Here is a 19408-nt window from a genome sequence, read left to right on the forward strand (position 1 = left end):
CCGGTCAGGGGCGCAAAAACCCCTGTCAGGGGGGCATCGGGCGGGATGGGGCTCAGAGCCCCGGCGCCTTGAGGAAGCGGATCATCAAGTCGGTATTGGCCCCGAGCTGCTGTTCGATCCGGCCCGGGAAGAGCTCGGCCATCTTGTCGAGGCGATCATGCTCCGTGTGCCAGATCTTGCCCCACTGGGTCTCGCTGTCCCGGTCGCAGGCGCTCTTGGTGGCGTCGTCGTAGCAGTCCCACAGCGCCGGATTGGTGCTCTGGGAGTAGCCGTCATAGCCATCTTCCCCGTTGATGGTGAAGTTGGTGGCCTCCACGTAGGCGATGGGCACCCCCAGGCAGGCAAAGGGGGCATGATCGGACCAGCTGCCGGTCTCCCCTTCCGGGTAGCCGCTGTAGCTGGGGTGGATGGCGAACGGGGTGGCGGTCTGCTGGGAGATGGCCAGCAGGCGATCGCGCACCTTGGGATCGAAGCTGTAGCGGCTCGGGTCGGCGCAGTTGTACTCGGCCACGTCGGAGTGGGCCGAGTGGACATAGACGATGTCACCCCCGGCGATGGTGTCGTAGTTCACCATGGCCAGCAGCTTGGCGACGGCGTCGGTGTCGAGACTGGCGGCATAGGCTTTGGAGCCGTTGAGGCCGTTCTCCTCTGCGCCGAAGAAGGCGAAACGCACCGTGTAGGGCAGGGTCTCTTCCTTGAGTGCCTCGGCAACCGCCAGCAGGGCGGCGACGCCGGCCCCGTTGTCGGTGGCGCCTTCGGATCCTTTCTTCTCGCCGGTGCTGTCATAGTGGGCACCGATGAGGATCACCCTGTCGCTCTGACCCTTGAGCTCGGCGACGATGTTCTGGGAGGTTCGGTCTGTGCCGCCCCGGGTGTAGGTGAACGGCTGGTTCTGCACCTCGTAGCCCCAACCGGCCAGGTGATCCTGGATCCAGGCGGCGGCGCGGGTTTCGGCCTCGGTGCCCGTGGGACGAGCGCCTATCCCTTCTGCACCAGAGCTCAGTTGCACCAGAAATTCATGGGCCTGAGCCGCGGGGGCAGGGGGTTGGGAGTCGTTGTCAGAGGGGTTGCAACCGGCCAGCAGGGCAGGCAGGACGAGGGCCAACAGGGTTTTCTTCATACTGCAATCCTTTGTTGTATATGGTTTTATTTTTCCGCGTCAGGATGAACCCGACGTCCGGCAGATTCTGTGAAGGGGGTGGCATTTGTCAACCTTGCCGGTGGATGTGGGCAGTCCCGGGGGATTTGTTGTGGGAAACACTTGCGCCTTGTGCCTATCTTGGGATAATTCGCTCCCCTGTTTTTGCGAACTGATGCAATAACGAGCGATCCATTTATGTCGGCTCTGTTCCAGAGCGATGCAATAACGAGCAATTTACTATGTCTGTGACCCAAGATGTGTTTAACGAAGACGGCAAGTTCATGCGCAAGATCCGCAGCTTCGTCCGTCGCGAAGGCCGCCTGACCAAAGGGCAGGAGAAGGCCCTGGAAGAGCTCTGGCCGGTCATGGGCATCGATTTCGCACCAGAGCCGCTCGACATGGTGGCCCTGTTTGGCCGCGAGGCACCCGTGGTGCTGGAGATCGGGTTCGGCATGGGCGCCTCCCTGGTGGAGATGGCCAAGAACGCCCCCGAGAAGAACTTCATCGGCATCGAGGTGCACTCTCCGGGTGTAGGCGCCTGCCTTGGCACCGCCCAGGAGGCGGGCGTCACCAACCTGCGCGTCATCTGCCACGATGCGGTGGAAGTGCTGGAGCATATGATCCCGAACGGGTCTCTCTCCTGCCTGCAGCTCTTCTTCCCGGACCCCTGGCACAAGAGCCGCCACCACAAGCGTCGCATCGTGCAGCCTGCCTTTGCCCAGGACATCCGCCAGAAGCTTGCCATCGGTGGCGTCTTCCACATGGCCACCGACTGGGAGAACTACGCCGAGCACATGCTGGAGGTGATGAGTGCCGCCGAGGGGTACGAGAACACCTCCGCCACTGGCAACTGGGTGCCCCGTCCCGACTGGCGCCCCCTGACCAAATTCGAGCAGCGTGGCCATCGTCTGGGCCACGGTGTCTGGGATCTGATTTTCAAACGAGTCAACTGAGTCAACGTATCAACTAAGGAGCTATCATGGCCAACCGTAGCCGCCGTCTGCGTAAGAAACTGCGCGTCGATGAATTCCAGGAAATGGGGTTCGACATCAGTTTCAACTTCCCGGTCGGCACCGCCGAAGAGACCATTGATGCCGTGGTCGATGCGCTGATCGACGAGGTGATTGAGCCTCGCAAGCTGGCCTTCGCCGGCTCGGGTCACCTGGCCTGGGAAGGGATGATCTGCACCCAGCAGCTCGGCAAGTGCACCGACGAAGACCGTTCCGCCGTTCAGACCTGGCTGCAAGGCAAAGGGCTGGAGGCCGTGGTGGTCACCGAGCTGTTCGATCTCTGGTACGGCGAGCCGGCCTGATATCTGACTGCCTCCCGGGCAGATAGAAAATCCCGCCGCCGGCGGGATTTTTGTCGGTGGGCTGGCCCCGCCTCGTTTCACGTCATGGAATAGCCAATGGTGTTGTCATCCGAATTACTGGCCGGCATCCTGGAAGAGGTGCGTCCGCTGCTCGGGCAGGGGAAGGTGGCCGATTACATTCCCGCCCTGGCCCAGGTGCCTGCCGACCGGCTGGGGATCGCGGTCTGTACCGTTGAAGGGGAACTGTTCACCGCAGGTGACGCTTTCGAGCCTTTCTCCATCCAGAGTATCTCCAAGGCCCTGAGCCTCACGCTGGCCTTGACCCTCTATCAGGAGGAGGAGATCTGGGCCCGGGTGGGCAAGGAGCCCTCCGGTCAGCCGTTCAACTCCCTCGTCCAGCTGGAGTTCGAGCAGGGTATTCCCCGCAACCCCTTCATCAACGCCGGTGCCCTGGTGGTGAGCGATCTGCTGGAAACCCGGCTCACCGCTCCTCGCCAACGCACTCTGGAGCTGGTGCGCCGCCTGTGCGGCAACCCGGCCATCATGGCGGATCAGGTGGTGGCGCGCTCCGAGTACCAGCACTCCGCCCGCAATGCCGCCATCGCCTATCTGATGAAGGCCTATGGCAACTTCGAGAACGAGGTGGACAAGGTATTGCAGAGCTACTTCAATGCCTGCGCCATCCGCATGAGCTGCGTCGATCTGGCACGAGCCTTCGTCTATCTGGCCAACCGGGGTGTCCCTCTTGGCGAGAGCACGCCCCTGCTGCCGGCCCGGACCACCAAGCAGGTCAATGCCCTGCTCGCCACCTGCGGCCTCTATGACGAGGCGGGCGACTTTGCCTACCGAGTCGGCATGCCGGGGAAATCCGGGGTGGGGGGCGGCATCATGGCGCTGATCCCGGGAGAGCTTTCCATCTGCGTCTGGTCACCCGAGCTCAACAAGGCGGGCAACTCCCTGGCCGGGACGGCGGCGCTGGAGCTGCTGGCCGAGCGCCTGGGCCGCTCCATTTTTTAACTCTCTTCACTATGCATCGAGACGACATCATGAAACGAATGACTGGACTGTGGCGAAGCTGCCTGACCGCCTTGCTGCTCTGGTGTGCCTGGCCCGCGCTGGCCGCCGAGCTGCCCCCGCTCTCCCTGGCGGATGCCAAGGGGAAGGAGGCGGTGATCCTGGATACCCGCCCGAGCTATTTCTATCAGGGCTGGCCCATGGACGGGGAGAAGCAGGGGGGCCATGTGGCCGGTGCCGAGCTGCTCTCCGCAGAGTGGAAATACAGTGACGAGGAGTGGCCTGTGGCGCTTGCGAGCAAGGGGTTGAAGGCCGACAAACCCGTCGCCCTCTATGGGACCCCTCGCGAGGTGGCCGAGGTGGCCCGTCTGCTGCGCCAGCAGGGCATCAAGCAGCTGTTCGAGCTGCAGGGATGGAAAGAGGCGCCCCGGGAGCACCTGGCACGCTGGCAGCAGCTGGTCCATCCGCTCTGGCTGGCGGACTTGCAGGCAGGCAAACCGGTCATCGCCGCCCCCAAGGGGGAGTGGAAGGTGTTCGAGGTGGACTGGGGATCCCCCAAGGCATATCTGCTGAGCCACATTCCGGGAGCCGGCTACATCGACACCAACCGGCTGGAAGGGGAGCCGCTGTGGAACAAGGTCTCTGACGAGGCGCTCAAGGCGCTGCTGCTGGAGAACGGCATCCGTCATGACACCACCGTCATCCTCTATGGCCGCAACACCATGGCGGCGGCCCGTGCGGCCCATCTGATGATGTATGCGGGGGTCGAGGATGTGCGGCTGCTGGACGGCGGGCTGGAGGCCTGGTTCGTGCAGCATCTGCGCACCGAGACCGGGCTGGCCAACAAGTTCACCCCGGCCAAGGAGTTTGGCGTGGCCATCCCGGCCCATCCCGAGTACTACACCACCCTTGACCAGGCCAAGGCCCTGCTCAAGCAGCCGGACGGCGCCCTGGTCAGCGTGCGCACCTGGGACGAGTTCGTGGGCAATACCTCGGGCTACAGCTACATCAAGCCCAAGGGGGACATTCCCGGGGCCAGATGGGGTCATGGCGGGGTGGATGCCAACAGCATGAGCGACTTCCACAACCCGGACGGCACCATGAAGCCCGCCCGCGAGATCCTCGCCATGTGGGATGAGTGGAATATCGAGCCGACCCAGCAGGCCGCTTTCTACTGCGGCACCGGCTGGCGCGCCTCAGAAGCGTTCTTCTACGCCTGGTTGATGGACTGGAAGCGGATCAGCGTCTACGACGGCGGATGGTTCGAGTGGAGCATGGATCCGGCCAACCCCACCGTCACCGGCGAGCGCAAGCCGGGCAAGTAACTAATAATCCAGAGCAGGCCGGACAGATGTCCGGTCTTTCTTTTCTTGATAGATCATTTTCAATGGCTATAGCAGGTGGATTCTTTCTGTGAATCCTGTTGCTGCAATCAAGGTAAACGGGCCATCCGGTTGAGCTAGGCTTCATCTATCACCGCCAGGGTGAGCGTGAAGAAGGGGAGAGTGATGAAAGCTGTGATGATGCTGGTTTGTCTGTTGGGATTGGCGGGGTGCAGCTCCCAATACATCATGAGCACCAAGGATGGCAAGATGATTGCCACCGACAGCAAACCCAGGTTGGACGAGACCACAGGCATGTATCGCTATTACGATGAAGAGGGGCGGGAGGTGCATATCAACAAGGACGACATCACCCAGATCATGGAGCGTTGAGGCTCTCCTCAAGCAACAAGGGCTGCCCGGGGGCAGCCCTTGTTATTTTTGGTGCTCATGCCGTCTGGGGCACCTGGCGGTTGACCTGGCCGGCAAACAGCTGGTGGAAGCGGGAGTGGGAGTTGGCCAGCAGGCTCACCGGCGACCCCTGCTCCACCACGGTGCCGGCCTCCATCACCACCACCTTGTCCACCGACAAGAGCGGCTCCAGGTGGTGGGCGATCACCAGATAGCTGGCCTCCGGCCGGTAGCGGTAGAGCAGCTCGGCCATCTTGCGCATGCCGCCGTGATCGAGGTCCGAGGTGGCCTCGTCCAGCACGATGAGCGGTCGGCGCGACAGCAGGATGCGGGCGATCACCAGCAGCTGGGTCTCGCCGGCGGAGAGTTGCAGCCTGTCGAGATCCTCGTCCAGCCGCCCTGCGCAGCGCTCGGCGAGGCCCACTCGGGCAAGCGCCTGCTCAAGCACGGCGTCCTCATGCTCGGTCAGGGGCGCCAGATTGGCCCGCAGGGTACCGAAGAAGGTGAGCGGGATCTGGGAGACGGTGTCGTAGAGATCGCGCACCGCCTCCGGTGCAAGTCGTGACAGTGGCTGATTGCCGTAGAAGATCTCCCCCTGGGAGGCGGGATACATGGCCTGCAATACCCCCAGCAGGGAGCTTTTGCCTGCCCCGGTACGCCCGCACACACCCACCTTTTCACCTGGGGCCAGCTCGAAGTTCACCTTGTGCAGCGCCCACTGGCTGGTCTGGGGGTAGCGCAGCCCCAGGTTGTCGAAGCGCACTGCGGGGTGAGGGGTGGCGAGGGCCTCTCCCTCCTGGCGTTCGCTCTCTATTTCGCTGTATTCGCGCACCCGCTCTACCGCGTTCATCACCTGTTCCACTTCGGCAAAGGTGCGGATGAGGGAGTTGAGCATGGCGGAAGCGGTAAAGGCATAGGTGATGGCAACCGCCCCCAGCAGCGGGCTGTTGCCAAAGGCCACCATGAGTGCCACGGCCCCCACCAGGGCGGCGGAGAGCAGGGTCTGGTGCATGCCGAGCCAGCGGTTGATGGAGGTGGTGGTGTACCAGCTGCGTAGGTTGTTGTCATAGTGGTGCAGCACCTGGTCCAGCGCGAAACGCTCGGCCCCGGCCAGGCGCAGGGCGGGGGCGCCGCGGATGGTCTCGCTGATGCTGATGTAGAGCGGGGAGCGCAGCACCGAGGACTGGCGCCGCAGCTTGAGTTGCACCGCCCGGTAGCGGCGCTGCAACACATAGAGCGCCCATCCCACCAGGGGGGCGATGAGCAGCAGCAGGGGAATATTGATGCCGATCACCACCACCTGCAAGGCCACGGACACCAGCATGCCGAACAGTCCCACCAGCATGGAGAGCAGCATCTCTTGCGCCTCCCCCAGATCCCGGTCGAAGCGGTTGAGGATGCGCCCCTGGGGGACCTTGTCGAAGAAGGCCATGGGGGCGCGGCTGATGCGTCCCAGCATGCCGTCAAACAGGGTCCAGGCCAGCTTGAGGCCGAGTTTGTAGTTGATGACTCGCACCGCCATGATGCAGGTGAGGGAGCCCGCCCCCAGCAGCACATAGATGCCGAGCAGGGTCGTGACGTCGCTCACCTCGGCCTTGCCGCCGAGCCAGAGATCCGAGGCGATGCGCAGCCCTTCCTGGCCCAGGGTGAGCAGCAGGACGAGCAGGATGGCACCGGGGGCGGCGAGGCGCTGCCACATGAAGCCAAACAGCCCCCAGTCCACCTTGCCCTCCACCACTTTCTCCTCGCTGAACTGCTCCGCCTCCTGAGGGGGCACCGGCGGGGCGGGCTGGGGATGCTGGACAAGATCCGCCAACTGGTGGGCATCGAGCTCCACCAGGCGCCCCTGCTCGATGCGGATCACCCGATCGCACCTGGCCAGCACATCCGGGTCGTGGCTCACCAGGAGCCGGGTCGGCCCCGGCTTGAAGGCGAGCCCCTGCTCCAGTACCTGGGCCGCGACCATGGGGTCGAGCGCAGACAAGGGGTTGTCCAGCAGGAGGATATCGGCCCGGGCGTAGAGGGCGCGAGCCAGGGCGACCCGCTGCTGCTGGCCGCCGGAGAGGCGGGTGCCGAGCTCCCCCACCAGGGTTTGATCCCCGTGGCTGAGCAGCGCGAGATCGGCCGTGAGGGCGCAGGCGCCGAGCACCCAACGATAGCGCTCGGCGTGCCAGGGCTGGCCGAACAGGATGTTGTTGCGGATGGTGTCGTTCATCAGCCAGGGCTTGTGGCCCAGATGGGCAACCCGGCCGTGGCGACGGATGCTGCCGGCAAACTCGCTGTCAAAGCCGGCAACCAGATGCAGCAGGCAGCTCTTGCCCGCCCCGGTGGCCCCGGTGATCCCCACGAGCTCCCCCGGTGCGATGGCGAGGTTGGCTCCCTCGAGCACCGGTTTTTGCTGGTGCAGGGCGGTGACGTTGTCGAGCCGCAGGCTGCCCACCGGCAAGCTGGGATCGGTGAGATCCCGATGCTGTTCCGGGCTGTTCAGGAACTCGCACAGCCGGTTGAAGCCGGTGTTGAAGTTGATCAGGGTGCGGATGAGGTAGGGCAGTCGCATCATGGGAATGCGCAGCACGGTAAACAGGGCGATGGTGGTGAACACCTGGGGCAGGGTGAGGGTGTTGCCCGACGCCAGGTAGGTGGTGAAGGTGGCCAGGGTCACCAGCAGGGGAGTGCTCAGCATCAGCCCTTCGTTGATAGCATCGAGCCTGAGCACCCTGCCCAGCACTCCCAACTCCTGCTGGCGCTTGGTGTTGGCCGCCCGGGTGAAGAAGGGGCCAAGCCCGTTCTGGCGCACCAGCCGCAGCTTCTTGATGTATTCCGCCAGGATGCCGTTGCGCTCGTCCTGTTGACGCTTGAGCTGCTGCTCCTGCTGGTTCATGCGCCGTACCACCCGGGTGGAGATGAGCAGCAGCAGGGCCAGCACCGCGAAGCCCACCAGACCGGCACTGCCCACCTGCCACACCAGCAGGGCGATGGTGCCGATGAGTTGCAGCGCCATGGTGACCGGCATGGCGGGGTCAGCCAGGATCCAAGTGATGTCCCACACGTCCCGGTTGATGAGGTTCTGAACCCGGCCGCCGGCCCTGTCGTCGAAGCTCTTGCCACCCTGCTTCATCACCTTGGCGAGAAGGGATTCGGCCAGCAGACGGCGGATGGGCACGTGCATCTTTAGGGCCAGTTGCAGGGAGTGCTCCGCCAGCATGCCGGCGGCGAGCACGGAGGCGAACAGGGCCAGGGCCAGCAGCAGCTTGTGGCCGGTGGTGGCATCGGTGCCGAGCTGGGTCATGCTGTGGTTGAGCAGCCAGGGGCTGGTCAGGGTGGCGAGCATGCCGAGCAGTTGCAGCAGGGTGAGCAGGCCAATCCGTCCCTTGTAATGGCGCCAGATAAAGGCGGTCAGGGGCCAGGGGCGCACCGGCTGGCGGGCGGTGAGCGCGAGGAAGGCGTCGGCGCGGCCGTCGCGCCTGTCTTCCGGCAGCAGGGGATAGAGATCGTCGAGACTGACCTGGGGCTGGGTCAGCCCCTTGCGCAGCAGCGGGCCGGTCCAGCGATAGAAGAGGCGACTCAGCCAGCCGGCCGAGATTTCCGGATGATCCAATGGGTGTCCTTGTTGTTTTGTGTTGCTTCCATGGGCGGGGCGGCTCATGGGCCGCCCTCGAACTTGTTGTCTTGCTGCGGGCGTGCGCCCGGCGGGATCAGCGATCCCGGTTCATGCGGATGAGACGGTCCAGGATCCGCTCGCCATCGACCCGCAGGCCGTTGTGTTCGTACTCGTTGGTGATCCAGGCGCGGCTGTTGCCAAGCCCCTTCAGGGTGTCGCGGCTGAAGTCAAACTCCACGAACATGTCCTCGGCATAGACGGCGCAGGCCACCGGCACAGTGTTGCGGGCCAGCTGCGCCGGATCGTAGAGGGGGCCCCAGTCCGCTTTCTGGGCCAGCAGGTGGGCGGCCTCCTTCAGGGGAATGAGCTCGCGGAACTGCTCGAACATCCAGGGGAAGATCATCTCGCCGGTGAAGGCGAAATCTCTGCCTGGCGCCCAGGCCAGGGCAGGAAACTCCCTTCTCACCCGCTCGGCCGCCCAGTTGCTGGCACTCCCTTCGCAATAGATGAGCTCGTGCAGGATGGCGAACACCGGGTTGGTGTTGAATGGCTGCATGGCCTGCACCTGGTAGAGGAAGGCGGGGTTGAGGCGTTCGCCGATGAAGGCGTCTTCCAGCAGGTAGTAAAGTGCCTCGAAGGCGCCGCTGGCCCCCAGATCCAGCCCCTGCTGCTGCAACTGCTCCACCGTCAGACGTTGGCCGTTGGGCAGGCGCACATCGTAGTGGTGCAGGTGGTTGGCCAGCCGGTTGGCCAGGGCCTGGGCATGGGGGAAGCGGGTGAAGAAGGCGCGGTTCTTGTCCGCTACCCGCTGGTAGGTGGCGCGGTAGACCTCATCCGCACTGCGCCCGATGGGGGCCACGCCGCCGGTGAGGTAGACTTCGTGCAGGCTCCTTGGGAACAACGAGAGGTAGGTGAGGCTGCAAAAGCCGCCGAAACTCTGGCCGAGCAGGCTCCAGGGGCGCCCCGGGCTCAGCATCTCACGAATGCATTCGGCGTCGCGCACTATGCTGTCGGCGCGAAAATGGCCGAGGTAGTCCGCCTGCTCACCTGGGGTCATCCCCGCCAGGGCGTCAGCACTGATGGGGGTGGAGTGGCCGGTGCCGCGCTGATCGAGCAGCAGCACCCGAAACTCCTGCAGGGCCCGCTTGATCCAGCCGCCATCGGCGGTCGGGCGAGGTGCGCCAAAACCCGGGCCCCCCTGCAGATAGAGCAGCCAGGGCAGGCCATCATCCAGCTTGTCCTTGCGGCAGAGGGTGCGGCCAAACAGGGTGAGGGTCGCCTCCTCGTCGGGATGCTGGTGGTCGAGGGGCACGGTAAAAAAGTGTGGCTCGCAATGGATGCCATCCAGCGCATAGTGCAAGGGGCTGCTCATCTGGGGTCTCCCTGAGGGTAGGCAAATCGTCGGCCTCATCATAGCCCTGGCGCAGGAGCGGGTCACGCCGGTTTTCCAGATTGTTAACAGAGATGGAGTCTGAGGTCGGTGCCGTACAAGGTGTGGTTTCGCCGCAGTTGACGGCGGGCTGCAACTGGACAAAGATGAGCCGCCTGCCGGGATGGGCAGGGATAGGTCAGCACCCCGGGTGCAGGAAACTGGATGGAGTTGGCTCGATGAAGCCGAGATGGATACGTGTTCGCAAGAGACGCACACAGAGGGATCCGGAGGGGGGGCTGCAGGCGGGTTTGCTGGTGTTCAGCGCCACCTGTGGTGCCACTCTGTTGCTGGCGGCCTGCAACGGCGGTTAGGGAAGGTGCGAACAAGTTCCTGATATGAGATCATGTTTGTCATCTGGGGCCATGGAACAGGGTTCATCATGAGTCATCAACTTACCTTCGCCGACAGTGAATTCAGCAGTAAGCGCCGTCAGACCAGAAAAGAGATTTTCTTGTCCCGCATGGAGCAGATTCTGCCATGGCAAAACATGGTGGAAGTCATCGAGCCGTTTTACCCCAAGGCTGGTAATGGCCGGCGACCTTATCCGCTGGAAACCATGCTACGCATTCACTGCATGCAGCATTGGTACAACCTGAGCGATGGCGCGATGGAAGATGCTCTGTACGAAATCGCCTCCATGCGTCTGTTTGCCCGGTTATCCCTGGATAGCGCCTTGCCGGACCGCACCACCATCATGAATTTCCGCCACCTGCTGGAGCAGCATCAACTGGCCCGCCAATTGTTCAAGACCATCAATCGCTGGCTGGCCGAAGCAGGCGTCATGATGACTCAAGGCACCTTGGTCGATGCCACCATCATTGAGGCACCCAGCTCGACCAAGAACAAAGAGCAGCAACGCGATCCGCAGATGCATCAGACCAAGAAAGGCAATCAGTGGCACTTTGGCATGAAGGCCCACATTGGTGTCGATGCCAAGAGTGGCCTGACCCACAGCCTAGTCACCACCGCGGCCAACGAGCATGACCTCAATCAGCTGGGTAATCTGCTGCATGGAGAGGAGCAATTTGTCTCAGCCGATGCCGGCTACCAAGGGGCGCCACAGCGCGAGGAGCTGGCCGAGGTGGATGTGGACTGGCTGATCGCCGAGCGCCCCGGCAAGGTAAGAACCTTGAAACAGCATCCACGCAAGAACAAAACGGCCATCAACATCGAATACATGAAAGCCAGCATCCGGGCCAAGGTGGAGCACCCATTTCGCATCATCAAGCGACAGTTCGGCTTCGTGAAAGCCAGATACAAGGGGTTGCTGAAAAACGATAACCAACTGGCGATGTTATTCACGCTGGCCAACCTGTTTCGGGCGGACCAAATGATACGTCAGTGGGAGAGATCTCACTAAAAACTGGGGATAACGCCTTAAATGGCGAAGAAACGGTCTAAATAGGCTGATTCAAGGCATTTACGGGAGAAAAAACGGCTCAAACATGAAGAAATGAAATGACTGAGTCAGCCGAGAAGAATTTCCCCGCTTATTCGCACCTTCCTTAGCTGAGTGAAACAGACCCGCTTGTCATGAGCGGGTTTTTTCATGCCGGAGCAGAAGGTCGGGACCTGCCTGTAGCCCTTTGCTGGCGCGGGTTTGCGGTATGCAGAGCACGGCTGCTATGGTCAATTTACGACCGGATCCACAGAGGGAGGCGATCATGAACAGTCGTGAAAAAGTCCTGGCTCATTTGGCCACAGATCACCGGGTTGCAGGATTGACCGCTGGCGAGGCACTGGCTGGCATGAGCCACTCGATGAGTTCGCTCCTGCTGCAACAGGATCAGCACTTCTTCCGCCGCCATGCGGACGACCCCTGTCACGAAGTCGCCCGTGCCTGCTCGGCTGGACACGTATGGCATGGGGACGAAAACCACTACTAGCCCCGGCATGTGAGTAAATGACAGGTGCAAAAAGGCCCGCTCATCTGAGCGGGCCTTTCGAATTTGGCTCCTCCTACTGGACTTGAACCAGTGACATACGGATTAACAGTCCGCCGTTCTACCGACTGAACTAAGGAGGAATAGTTGGTGCCCAGAGACGGAATCGAACCGCCGACACGGGGATTTTCAATCCCCTGCTCTACCGACTGAGCTATCTGGGCAACGGCGCGCATTAAACCCTTTCTGGACTGAGGTGTCAACCACAGGCCGCAGATTGATGTACCGTTCGCTCGATATCCGAGCAATCTTCCCGTGATTGGACCGGTTTCCCGGTTTTAACCATGAAAAGAGGGGCGCCTGCGGGGCAGGGTGGGCCGACGGCCAACAGAACATCATGAAGGGGGCGAGCTGCCTGACGTGCCGAGGGCTGCCCGCTGGCGCCAAGCCGGGAGAGGCGCCAGTTATCTTGGCCCATCGATTGAGCCTGCCGCGCTCTGCGGGTATGCTTTGCCGCACTCATCCCCTGGCCATGGTCCGGGCCGACGCGGCTGGCAGGGGTGACATCCATCCAACACCGCCTGGGGTTTATATGAATACCAATATGCAAGAGTGGCGCGAAGAGACCGCCGCCATCGTCAACGAGCTGCTGGCCGATGGCAGCAACCCGGATCTGGATTACGAGATTGAGCACCACTTTGCCTGCCAGAAGTTCGATCTGCTGGAGAAGGCGGCGGTCGATCTGTTCAAGGCCGGTTTCGAAGTGACCGACGCCGAGGAGATGGAGCTGGACGACGGCGCCACCATCTTCTGTTTCGACGCCATGGTGGAGTGCAAGCTGGACATCGACACCATCGTCGCCGACATCGAGAAGATGCTGCCCATCCTCGAGAAATACGGGGTGGACTACGACGGCTGGGGCACCTACTTCCAGGAGTAAGTGCGCCAGATCACGTACGCTTTGCAAAAACAACAAGGCCACCCTCGGGTGGCCTTGTTGTTGCTGGCTTACTGCTCCGGCAGCTGGTAGCTGCGGGCAAACTCGGCCGGTGGGAGGGGGCGGCTGAACAGATAGCCTTGCAGCCGATCGCAACCGACCTGCACCAGCCAGGCCTGCTGCTCCGGTGTCTCCACCCCTTCGGCGGTGATCTTGATGCCAAGCTCATGGCCCAACCCGATGACGGAACGCACGATGGCGGTGGTGGCCTGGTTGGTGGCCAGCCCCTGGGTGAAGCTTTTGTCGAGCTTGAGGGTCGCCACTTGCAGCCTGGGAAGATAGGCGAGGGAGCAGTAGCCGGTGCCGAAGTCGTCGATGGCGAGCTGGAAGCCCGCCTCGATGAGGCTGGCCAGGTTGCTCTCTATCTCGTCGGCATTCTCCATCAGCACCCCTTCGGTGATCTCCAGCTCCAGTTGCCAGGGGGCGAGCCCGTGGCGCGCGATGCAGTGGAAGATCTGCGGGCAGAGCTCGGGATCGCGGAACTGCAGGGGTGAGAGGTTGATGGAAAGCACCAGATCCGGGGCCGCCACCTGCCAGCGGGCAAGCTGGGCACAGCCGAGCTCCAGCATCAGCTGGCCGAGCTGGCCGATGAGCCCCAGCTCCTCCGCCAGCGGGATGAACTCATCGGGGGAGATCATGCCGAATTCGGGATGGGGCCAGCGGCAGAGCAGCTCAGCCCCGTGCAGCCGGTTGCTGTGGGTACAGATGATGGGCTGGTAGACGGCGGTCAGTTCGGCGGACTTGATGGCGAGTGGCAACTGGGCGGCGATGAGCTGGCGGCGTTTGAGCTTGGCATCGAGTGCGGGGTCGAACAGGGTGCAGTGCTGCTGCTGGCGCTTGCCCTGGGCCAGAGCGGCCTCGGCGTGGCTCAGCAGACGCTCGGCATCCTTGGCCTTGCCATGGGCGATGCCGAGGAACACCGGGATCTGGATCCTGTGTTCTTCCACCTGATAGGGCGTCATCAGCTCCTGCTGCAGGTTGCGGCTCCACGCATCCAGAGAGAGGGGGAGCTCGGGCAGCAGCAGGGCGAAGTCATCCGCCGCGACCCGGCAGAGCAGGGACTGGGGCGGCGCCAGTCGTTGCAGGCGACGGGCCACCTGGCTCAGCAGGCGGTCGGCGACCCGTATGCCGAAGCGATCGTTGATCTCGCGAAAATGTTGCAGATCCACTAGCAGCAGGCTGGCCTTGCGGGCGCCCAGATGACGGCTGGTCTGGAGGAAGTGGGAGAGCTTGAGCAGGCCGGTCAGGCTGTCGTAGTGCTGCTCCTGCTGCAACTGGGCCTGGGTGGTGCGCAGCCCGGTGATGTCGCGGCTAAGGGTCAGAATGCCGAGGGAGTTGCCCTCGTCATCCGGCACCTCGACCCGGGTGACCTCCAGATGGCGGCCTCTGCCCTGGGCATCCACCACGCAATACTCCCCCTGACCCAGGGTTTGTTCGACGGGCAGCCGGGGCGGGACGCGCCGACCCAGAGCCTCGCTTGCCACCAGCCCCATGAAGTCGAGAAAGGCCTGGTTGCAGTCGATGAGCACGCCCTGGTGATCCTCGAGACGGATGAGGTCGGGAATGGCATCCAGCAGGCGGCGTTGCAGCAACTGCTGCTGGCGGAAGGTTTGCTCCAGCTCCTTGCGCTGATCGATGGCGCTGACCATGGCAAACAGCGCGATGGGATCGCCGTGCTCGTCATACAGGGGAACCTTGTTGATCTCCATCCAGCTGGCGCCTTCGCCGCTGTGGCAATGGAGCTGCTGGTGCAGCAGGGGTTTGCCGTCGGCCAGCAGGCGGTCATCTTCCTCCCGGAATACATCCCCCCAGGGCATCTCGGCATCGCTCTTGCCAATGAGTTCGCTCGGGTCTTGCAGGCCGGCTTCTCTGGCGAATGCCTTGTTGGCAAACAGGTACCTTCCGTGCTTGTCCCGGCAGAAGATATTCATGGGTAACTGGTCGATGATCTGCTGCAGCAGCGCCAGGGAGAGCGAAGAAGTCACGAGAGCACTCACGGGGGAGACTTCGAGCAAATCTATGATAACAGGTGGGTTTTGTAAAGCCTGGGTTAAGAGTACGCCATTTGTGCGGATCCCTGCTGACAGCCTGTGTCGCGATCGCCATAATAGCCGCCGGTCGGCCTATGGCCTTATGGATGAGAGAAGCAGCATGAAGAAGATAATGGGGGGCGCCCTGGCCCTGTTGATGGTGGGTTGTGCGAGCGACAACAACGGCGGCGAGCAGTATCGCTATACCCCGCCGGTTGCCAAGGCAACCAACAACACCCAGGAGATGGCGATCCCGGTGGATCTGGTGTGGGCCCGTGCCGAGAAGTGGTTCGGCGATCACGGCCTGAACATCGAGAACAGCCAGCGTGGTGCCGGTCTGATGACCGCCAACGTGGAAAACTCGGCCGATGGTCTGGAGTGGCTGGATTGCGGCACCATGGGGTCCAAGGTGGCGCTGGGCAACCCCAACCTGCAGATCAACCTGATCATCACCCAGAGCGGCAACAACAGCGTCGCCACCGTGAATGTCAAGGGCAATACCCAGCTCTACTTCGTCGAGTCCTCCGGCGAGCGAGTGCTGGCTCCCTCCATCACCCCGGTGTGCGTCTCCCGCGGCAGCCTGGAACAGAGCCTGTTCTCCACCCTCGGCAACTGATCCTGCCGGGTATCATGAAAAACCCCGTTGCGTGCAACGGGGTTTTTTTATGCCTGCTCTGCGCCCATCAGGGCGTGAGGGGAGGGATGACGAGGATCAGGGGGTCAGATCGCCGTGATAGAGCACATGGTCGCCGGACTTGAGCACATACCCCTTCCAGGGGAAGAGCTGATAGCCGCCGCCCTGCCAGGACCAGTTGCCCTCTTCGCCCTGGCGGATCAGCCGGATCGGCTCGCCCTCTGGCAGGGTCAGCTCGGCCTGACTCTGATCGGCATTGAACAGCACGAAAGCGCTGACGGTCTGACCGGCATCGGTCGGGTTGAGGCGAATGCCCTGCTCGAACAGACGCACGCACTGGCCTGCCAGCGCCGACCATTGATAGCCCGCGCTGCCGATGCAGCCATGTTCGTCGCGATCCGCGCCGACCAGGGGCTCCTTCGGTGTCGTGTTGCAGGCGGCCAGCAGCAGGGTGGCCGCCATCAGGGTCAGGGTGCGCATGGTTACTCCTTGGCGTCCCGTTCAATGACGATGTTGGAGAAGCCCAGTTCCTTGAAGTAGTTCTCCCGGTAATCCTTCACGCTCTTCTTGTCGCGGCGGCACACCTGGGCCAACTGCTCTTCCATGGCGTGGAAGCGGGTCAGATCGATCCCCTCGGCGGCGGCAACGGCATCATAGATGCTGTTGAACTTGTCGTTGGCATAGCCAATCTCCCTGGCCTGCTTCTTGTAGGTGTAGGTAATCTTGAACGCCATGGCGTCACTCCTTCTCTTTGGCCTGCTTGCGCTGGACGTACAGATAGAGGCTTTCGACCTTCTCTCTGGCCCAGGGGGTCTTGCGCAAGAACTTCAGGCTGGACTTGATGCTGGGATTATCGGTGAAGCAGCGGATATTGATCTGCTGCCCCAGCGCTTCCCAGCCATAGTGCGCGACCAGGGCGGTGACGATGGCCTCTAGGGTCAGCCCGTGCAGCGGGTTGTTCTTCTGGGAAGTGGGTTGATCGCTCATACCTGCGCCGCCAGGGTGGCAAAGGGCTGACCCATGCGGGTGGTGACCCCGTTGGCCAGGTGCGGCTCGAAACCGGCCAGCATGCCCGGGCCAAACAGGCAGACGACTGTGCTGCCCAGCTTGAACAGGCCCATCTCGGCCCCCTTTTGCAGGGTGATGGCTTCATCGCCGGTGTAGTCCCAGCGCACCACCTTCTTCTCTTTGGTCGGCGCTATGTTGCCGGCCCAGATGGTTTCGATGCTGGCCACGATAGTGGCACCGACCAGCACCAGGGCCATGGGGCCGTGGGGGGTTCGGAAGGTGGCCACCACCCGCTCGTTGCGGGCAAACAGGTTGGGCACGTTCTCGGCGGTGAGGGGGTTGACGGAGAAGAGATCCCCCGGCACGAACACCATGCTCTCCAGCACGCCGTCCAGCGGCATGTGGATGCGGTGGTAATCCTTGGGTGCCAGATAGATGGTAGCGAAGTCGCCATCCTTGAACGGGGCCACCAGATCCTCATAGCCCCCCAGCAGCTCGCGGGCGCTGTAGTCGTGGCCCTTGGCCTGGATGATGCGACCTTGGCTGATGGGCCCGAGCTGGCTGACGGTGCCATCCACCGGCAGGGCCAGGGTCATGGCGTCTTCCACCACGGGGCGAATGCCGGGTTTGAGCTCGCGGGTGAAGAATTCGTTGAAGCTCTTGTAGTGGGCCGGGCTCTCGTGCAGCGCCTCGCTCATGTCGACCTGGTACTGCTTGATAAAGGTCTCGATCACTTTGGTGGTGAGGTTACCCGCTTCGGCGGCGGCAAGTTTGCCCACCAGGCGGGAGAGGGCGTGTTTGGGCAGGCAGTATTGACCGGCAATTTTCAGGTTGTCAGTGATGCTCATGATCTTCATCTGGGAATGAGTTGAACGGGTCACAGCCGCGCCTGTTGGCGACCGTGGCGGGCTTCCTGCATGGTTTCCAGGATGCGGTGGTAGTTGTGGAAGCGATCGGCGCTGATGGCGCCCGCTTCGACCGCGGCGCGCAGGGCGCAGCCGGGATCATCCTTGTGGGTGCAGTCGCGGAACTTGCAGCCACCCAGGTAGTCGCGAAACTCGACGAAGCACCAGGTGATGCGGTCGGCTTCCAGGTGCCAGAGGGCGAACTCGCGGATCCCGGGGGAGTCGATGAGATCGCCGCCGCTCGGGAAGTGGTAGAGCCGCGCCGTGGTGGTGGTGTGCTGGCCGAGCCCCGAGTTCTCGGAGATCTCGCCGGTGAGCACGTCCAGCCCCGGCATCAGGGCGTTGGTGAGGGACGACTTGCCCACCCCGGACTGGCCCACGAAGATGCTGATCTTGTCGGTGAGCGCCGCCTTGAGGGCGTCGATGCCCTCACCGCTCTCGCAGCTCACCAGCAGCACCTCGTAACCGAGCTTGCGGTAGGTCTCGAGCTGGTGCTCGATACGGGCGCGGGCCGCGTCATCGAGCATGTCGACCTTGTTCAGCACGATGAGGGGCGCTATCTCCACATCTTCTGCCGCCACCAGGTAGCGGTCGACGATGTTGGTGGAGAACTCGGGCATCACCGCCGAGACGATGATGATCTGGTCGATGTTGGCGGCGATGGGTTTGACCCCGTCGTAGAAGTCCGGCCGGGTCAGCACCGAGTGGCGCGGGTGCACCGCCTCGATGACGCCGGCAGTCGCGGCATTGAGGCCGGGGCGCCACACCACCTTGTCGCCGCACACCAGGCTGCTGATGCTGCTGCGCCGCAGGTTGCTGCGGTGGATGGCACCATCGCTTGCCTCGACATCCGCATGCTGGCCGAAACGGCTGATCACCACCCCTTCGATGGCGGGGCCGAACAGGGTGTCATCTACCACTGTGGTGTGCTCTTTTTGCAGCCGCCGCTCGCGGTTGGCCTGGACGCGCCTTTGTTGACCCAGATTGAGTTTTGCTTTCTTTGCCACGGGGTTTGCCAGTTTATGAACAGATTCAAAGCCAGTATGATACATGCAAATTGGCAAAATTCCGCCATTCCTCCCAATAGAGAGAGCAATCATGACAGTCAGCGCGCAGAACCTGGTATGGATCGACATGGAGATGACGGGTCTGGACCCCGAAGAGAACGTGGTACTGGAGATCGCCACCATCGTCACCGACAAGGACCTGAACGTGCTGGCCGAAGGGCCGGTCATCGCCATCCACCAGAGCGAGGAAGAGCTGGGCAAGATGGATGACTGGAACGTCAACACCCACACCAAGAGCGGGCTGGTGGCCCGGGTCAAGGCGAGTCAATACGACGAGGCCAAGGCCGTTGCCGAGACCCTCGCCTTCATTCGCCAGTGGGTGCCGGAGCGCACCAGCCCCCTGTGCGGCAACAGCATCGGCCAGGATCGCCGCTTCATGGTCAAGCACATGAGCGATCTGGAAGCCTTCTTCCATTACCGCAACGTGGACGTCAGCACCATCAAGGAGCTGGTCCGTCGCTGGCAGCCTGAACTGCTGGATCAGTTCAAGAAGAGCGGCTCCCACCAGGCGCTGGACGACATCCGCGAATCCATCGCCGAACTGCAGTTCTACCGCACCCACGTCTTCAAAATCTGAGTGGCTGGCAAGGGTTTGCCGTCGTTCGGTTGCTAAAATCAGCAGTTCGGCCAGCTTTTGAGCGAACGGCTGCA

Annotated in this window: 20 protein-coding genes and 2 tRNA genes; 11 read left to right on the top strand and 11 right to left on the bottom strand. The window is 62.7% G+C overall.

The features are described 5' to 3' along the window. Positions 1-52: 52 nt before the first annotated feature. The gene (locus C3F36_RS15040; protein WP_104455347.1) at positions 53-1120 is read right to left on the bottom strand and encodes a M28 family metallopeptidase; all 1068 of its coding nucleotides are present in this window, start codon (positions 1118-1120) and stop codon (positions 53-55) included. A gap of 260 nt (positions 1121-1380) precedes the next feature. On the opposite strand from C3F36_RS15040, the gene trmB reads away from it, so the two are divergent. The 5 genes from trmB to C3F36_RS15065 all read left to right on the top strand — a co-directional run bounded on the left by trmB (position 1381) and on the right by C3F36_RS15065 (position 5182). After that, entirely contained in the window at positions 1381-2094 is a 714-nt protein-coding gene (trmB, locus tag C3F36_RS15045) for a tRNA (guanosine(46)-N7)-methyltransferase TrmB (protein ID WP_010675501.1), read from the top strand. Positions 2095-2120: 26 nt separating this feature from the next. Then, positions 2121-2453, top strand: a complete 333-nt coding sequence (locus tag C3F36_RS15050) for a YggL family protein (RefSeq protein WP_039040181.1) — start codon at positions 2121-2123, stop codon at positions 2451-2453. 96 nt (positions 2454-2549) lie between these two features. Then, a complete protein-coding gene (gene glsB, locus C3F36_RS15055; RefSeq protein WP_010675499.1) occupies positions 2550-3470 on the top strand; it encodes a glutaminase B in 921 nt (306 codons plus the stop codon). 38 nt (positions 3471-3508) lie between these two features. Then, positions 3509-4792, top strand: coding sequence for a sulfurtransferase (locus C3F36_RS15060; protein WP_406568732.1), 1284 nt, complete (start codon positions 3509-3511; stop codon positions 4790-4792). Between the two features lie 183 nt (positions 4793-4975). Beyond that, complete coding sequence (locus tag C3F36_RS15065) at positions 4976-5182, top strand: YgdI/YgdR family lipoprotein (protein ID WP_041215736.1); 207 nt, start codon at positions 4976-4978, stop codon at positions 5180-5182. A 55-nt stretch (positions 5183-5237) separates the two neighbouring features. Here the strand turns inward: C3F36_RS15065 and C3F36_RS15070 are convergent, their stop codons facing one another. Together C3F36_RS15070 and C3F36_RS15075 are read right to left on the bottom strand one after the other, a co-directional pair. After that, the gene (locus C3F36_RS15070; protein WP_104455349.1) at positions 5238-8798 is read right to left on the bottom strand and encodes an ATP-binding cassette domain-containing protein; all 3561 of its coding nucleotides are present in this window, start codon (positions 8796-8798) and stop codon (positions 5238-5240) included. 97 nt (positions 8799-8895) lie between these two features. Then, the gene (locus tag C3F36_RS15075; RefSeq protein ID WP_104455350.1) at positions 8896-10173 is read right to left on the bottom strand and encodes an alpha/beta hydrolase; all 1278 of its coding nucleotides are present in this window, start codon (positions 10171-10173) and stop codon (positions 8896-8898) included. A 236-nt stretch (positions 10174-10409) separates the two neighbouring features. Here C3F36_RS15075 and C3F36_RS24020 point away from each other — a divergent pair, with 236 nt between their 5' ends. The 3 genes from C3F36_RS24020 (at position 10410) to C3F36_RS15100 (ending at position 12119) form a co-directional block, all read left to right on the top strand. Next, on the top strand, positions 10410-10544 hold the full coding sequence (locus C3F36_RS24020) for a hypothetical protein (protein WP_080988631.1): 135 nt from the start codon (positions 10410-10412) through the stop codon (positions 10542-10544). A gap of 68 nt (positions 10545-10612) precedes the next feature. Beyond that, positions 10613-11593 (top strand): IS5-like element IS5 family transposase, encoded by a 981-nt coding sequence (locus C3F36_RS15090; protein ID WP_026141915.1) that lies wholly within the window; start codon positions 10613-10615, stop codon positions 11591-11593. A 304-nt stretch (positions 11594-11897) separates the two neighbouring features. Further along, positions 11898-12119, top strand: coding sequence for a hypothetical protein (locus C3F36_RS15100; protein ID WP_010675494.1), 222 nt, complete (start codon positions 11898-11900; stop codon positions 12117-12119). A 64-nt stretch (positions 12120-12183) separates the two neighbouring features. On the opposite strand, the gene C3F36_RS15105 is transcribed toward C3F36_RS15100, so the two are convergent. Continuing rightward, a tRNA-Asn gene (locus C3F36_RS15105) sits at positions 12184-12259 on the bottom strand. A gap of 5 nt (positions 12260-12264) precedes the next feature. Then, positions 12265-12340: transfer RNA gene (locus C3F36_RS15110), tRNA-Phe, on the bottom strand. Positions 12341-12720: 380 nt separating this feature from the next. Between C3F36_RS15110 and rraB the strand changes: the two genes are divergently transcribed. Continuing rightward, complete coding sequence (gene rraB, locus C3F36_RS15115) at positions 12721-13056, top strand: ribonuclease E inhibitor RraB (protein ID WP_010675493.1); 336 nt, start codon at positions 12721-12723, stop codon at positions 13054-13056. 68 nt (positions 13057-13124) lie between these two features. Here the strand turns inward: rraB and C3F36_RS15120 are convergent, their stop codons facing one another. Continuing rightward, complete coding sequence (locus C3F36_RS15120) at positions 13125-15098, bottom strand: sensor domain-containing protein (RefSeq protein WP_104455353.1); 1974 nt, start codon at positions 15096-15098, stop codon at positions 13125-13127. A gap of 166 nt (positions 15099-15264) precedes the next feature. On the opposite strand from C3F36_RS15120, the gene C3F36_RS15125 reads away from it, so the two are divergent. Continuing rightward, entirely contained in the window at positions 15265-15759 is a 495-nt protein-coding gene (locus tag C3F36_RS15125; protein WP_029314787.1) for a hypothetical protein, read from the top strand. Between the two features lie 96 nt (positions 15760-15855). Here C3F36_RS15125 and C3F36_RS15130 read toward each other — a convergent pair whose 3' ends face one another. From C3F36_RS15130 to rsgA, 5 genes are read right to left on the bottom strand one after another with little or no spacing between them, the layout of a single operon-like run. Next, positions 15856-16257: a hypothetical protein gene (locus tag C3F36_RS15130; RefSeq protein WP_042014295.1), complete on the bottom strand. Its 402-nt coding sequence runs from the start codon at positions 16255-16257 to the stop codon at positions 15856-15858. A gap of 2 nt (positions 16258-16259) precedes the next feature. Further along, on the bottom strand, positions 16260-16511 hold the full coding sequence (locus C3F36_RS15135) for a DUF2960 domain-containing protein (RefSeq protein ID WP_010675489.1): 252 nt from the start codon (positions 16509-16511) through the stop codon (positions 16260-16262). A gap of 4 nt (positions 16512-16515) precedes the next feature. Further along, complete coding sequence (locus C3F36_RS15140; protein ID WP_010675488.1) at positions 16516-16764, bottom strand: VF530 family DNA-binding protein; 249 nt, start codon at positions 16762-16764, stop codon at positions 16516-16518. After that, positions 16761-17633, bottom strand: a complete 873-nt coding sequence (gene asd, locus C3F36_RS15145) for an archaetidylserine decarboxylase (protein ID WP_103244675.1) — start codon at positions 17631-17633, stop codon at positions 16761-16763. Before asd ends, C3F36_RS15140 begins: the two co-directional genes overlap by 4 nt. A 29-nt stretch (positions 17634-17662) precedes the next feature. Further along, complete coding sequence (gene rsgA / locus C3F36_RS15150) at positions 17663-18697, bottom strand: small ribosomal subunit biogenesis GTPase RsgA (protein WP_039040203.1); 1035 nt, start codon at positions 18695-18697, stop codon at positions 17663-17665. 91 nt (positions 18698-18788) lie between these two features. On the opposite strand from rsgA, the gene orn reads away from it, so the two are divergent. Next, on the top strand, positions 18789-19334 hold the full coding sequence (orn, locus tag C3F36_RS15155; protein ID WP_041215717.1) for an oligoribonuclease: 546 nt from the start codon (positions 18789-18791) through the stop codon (positions 19332-19334). Positions 19335-19408: the final 74 nt, after the last annotated feature.

Origin of the sequence: Aeromonas sp. ASNIH2, assembly GCF_002934795.1 — a bacterium.
Classification (GTDB): Bacteria; Pseudomonadota; Gammaproteobacteria; order Enterobacterales; family Aeromonadaceae; genus Aeromonas; species Aeromonas caviae.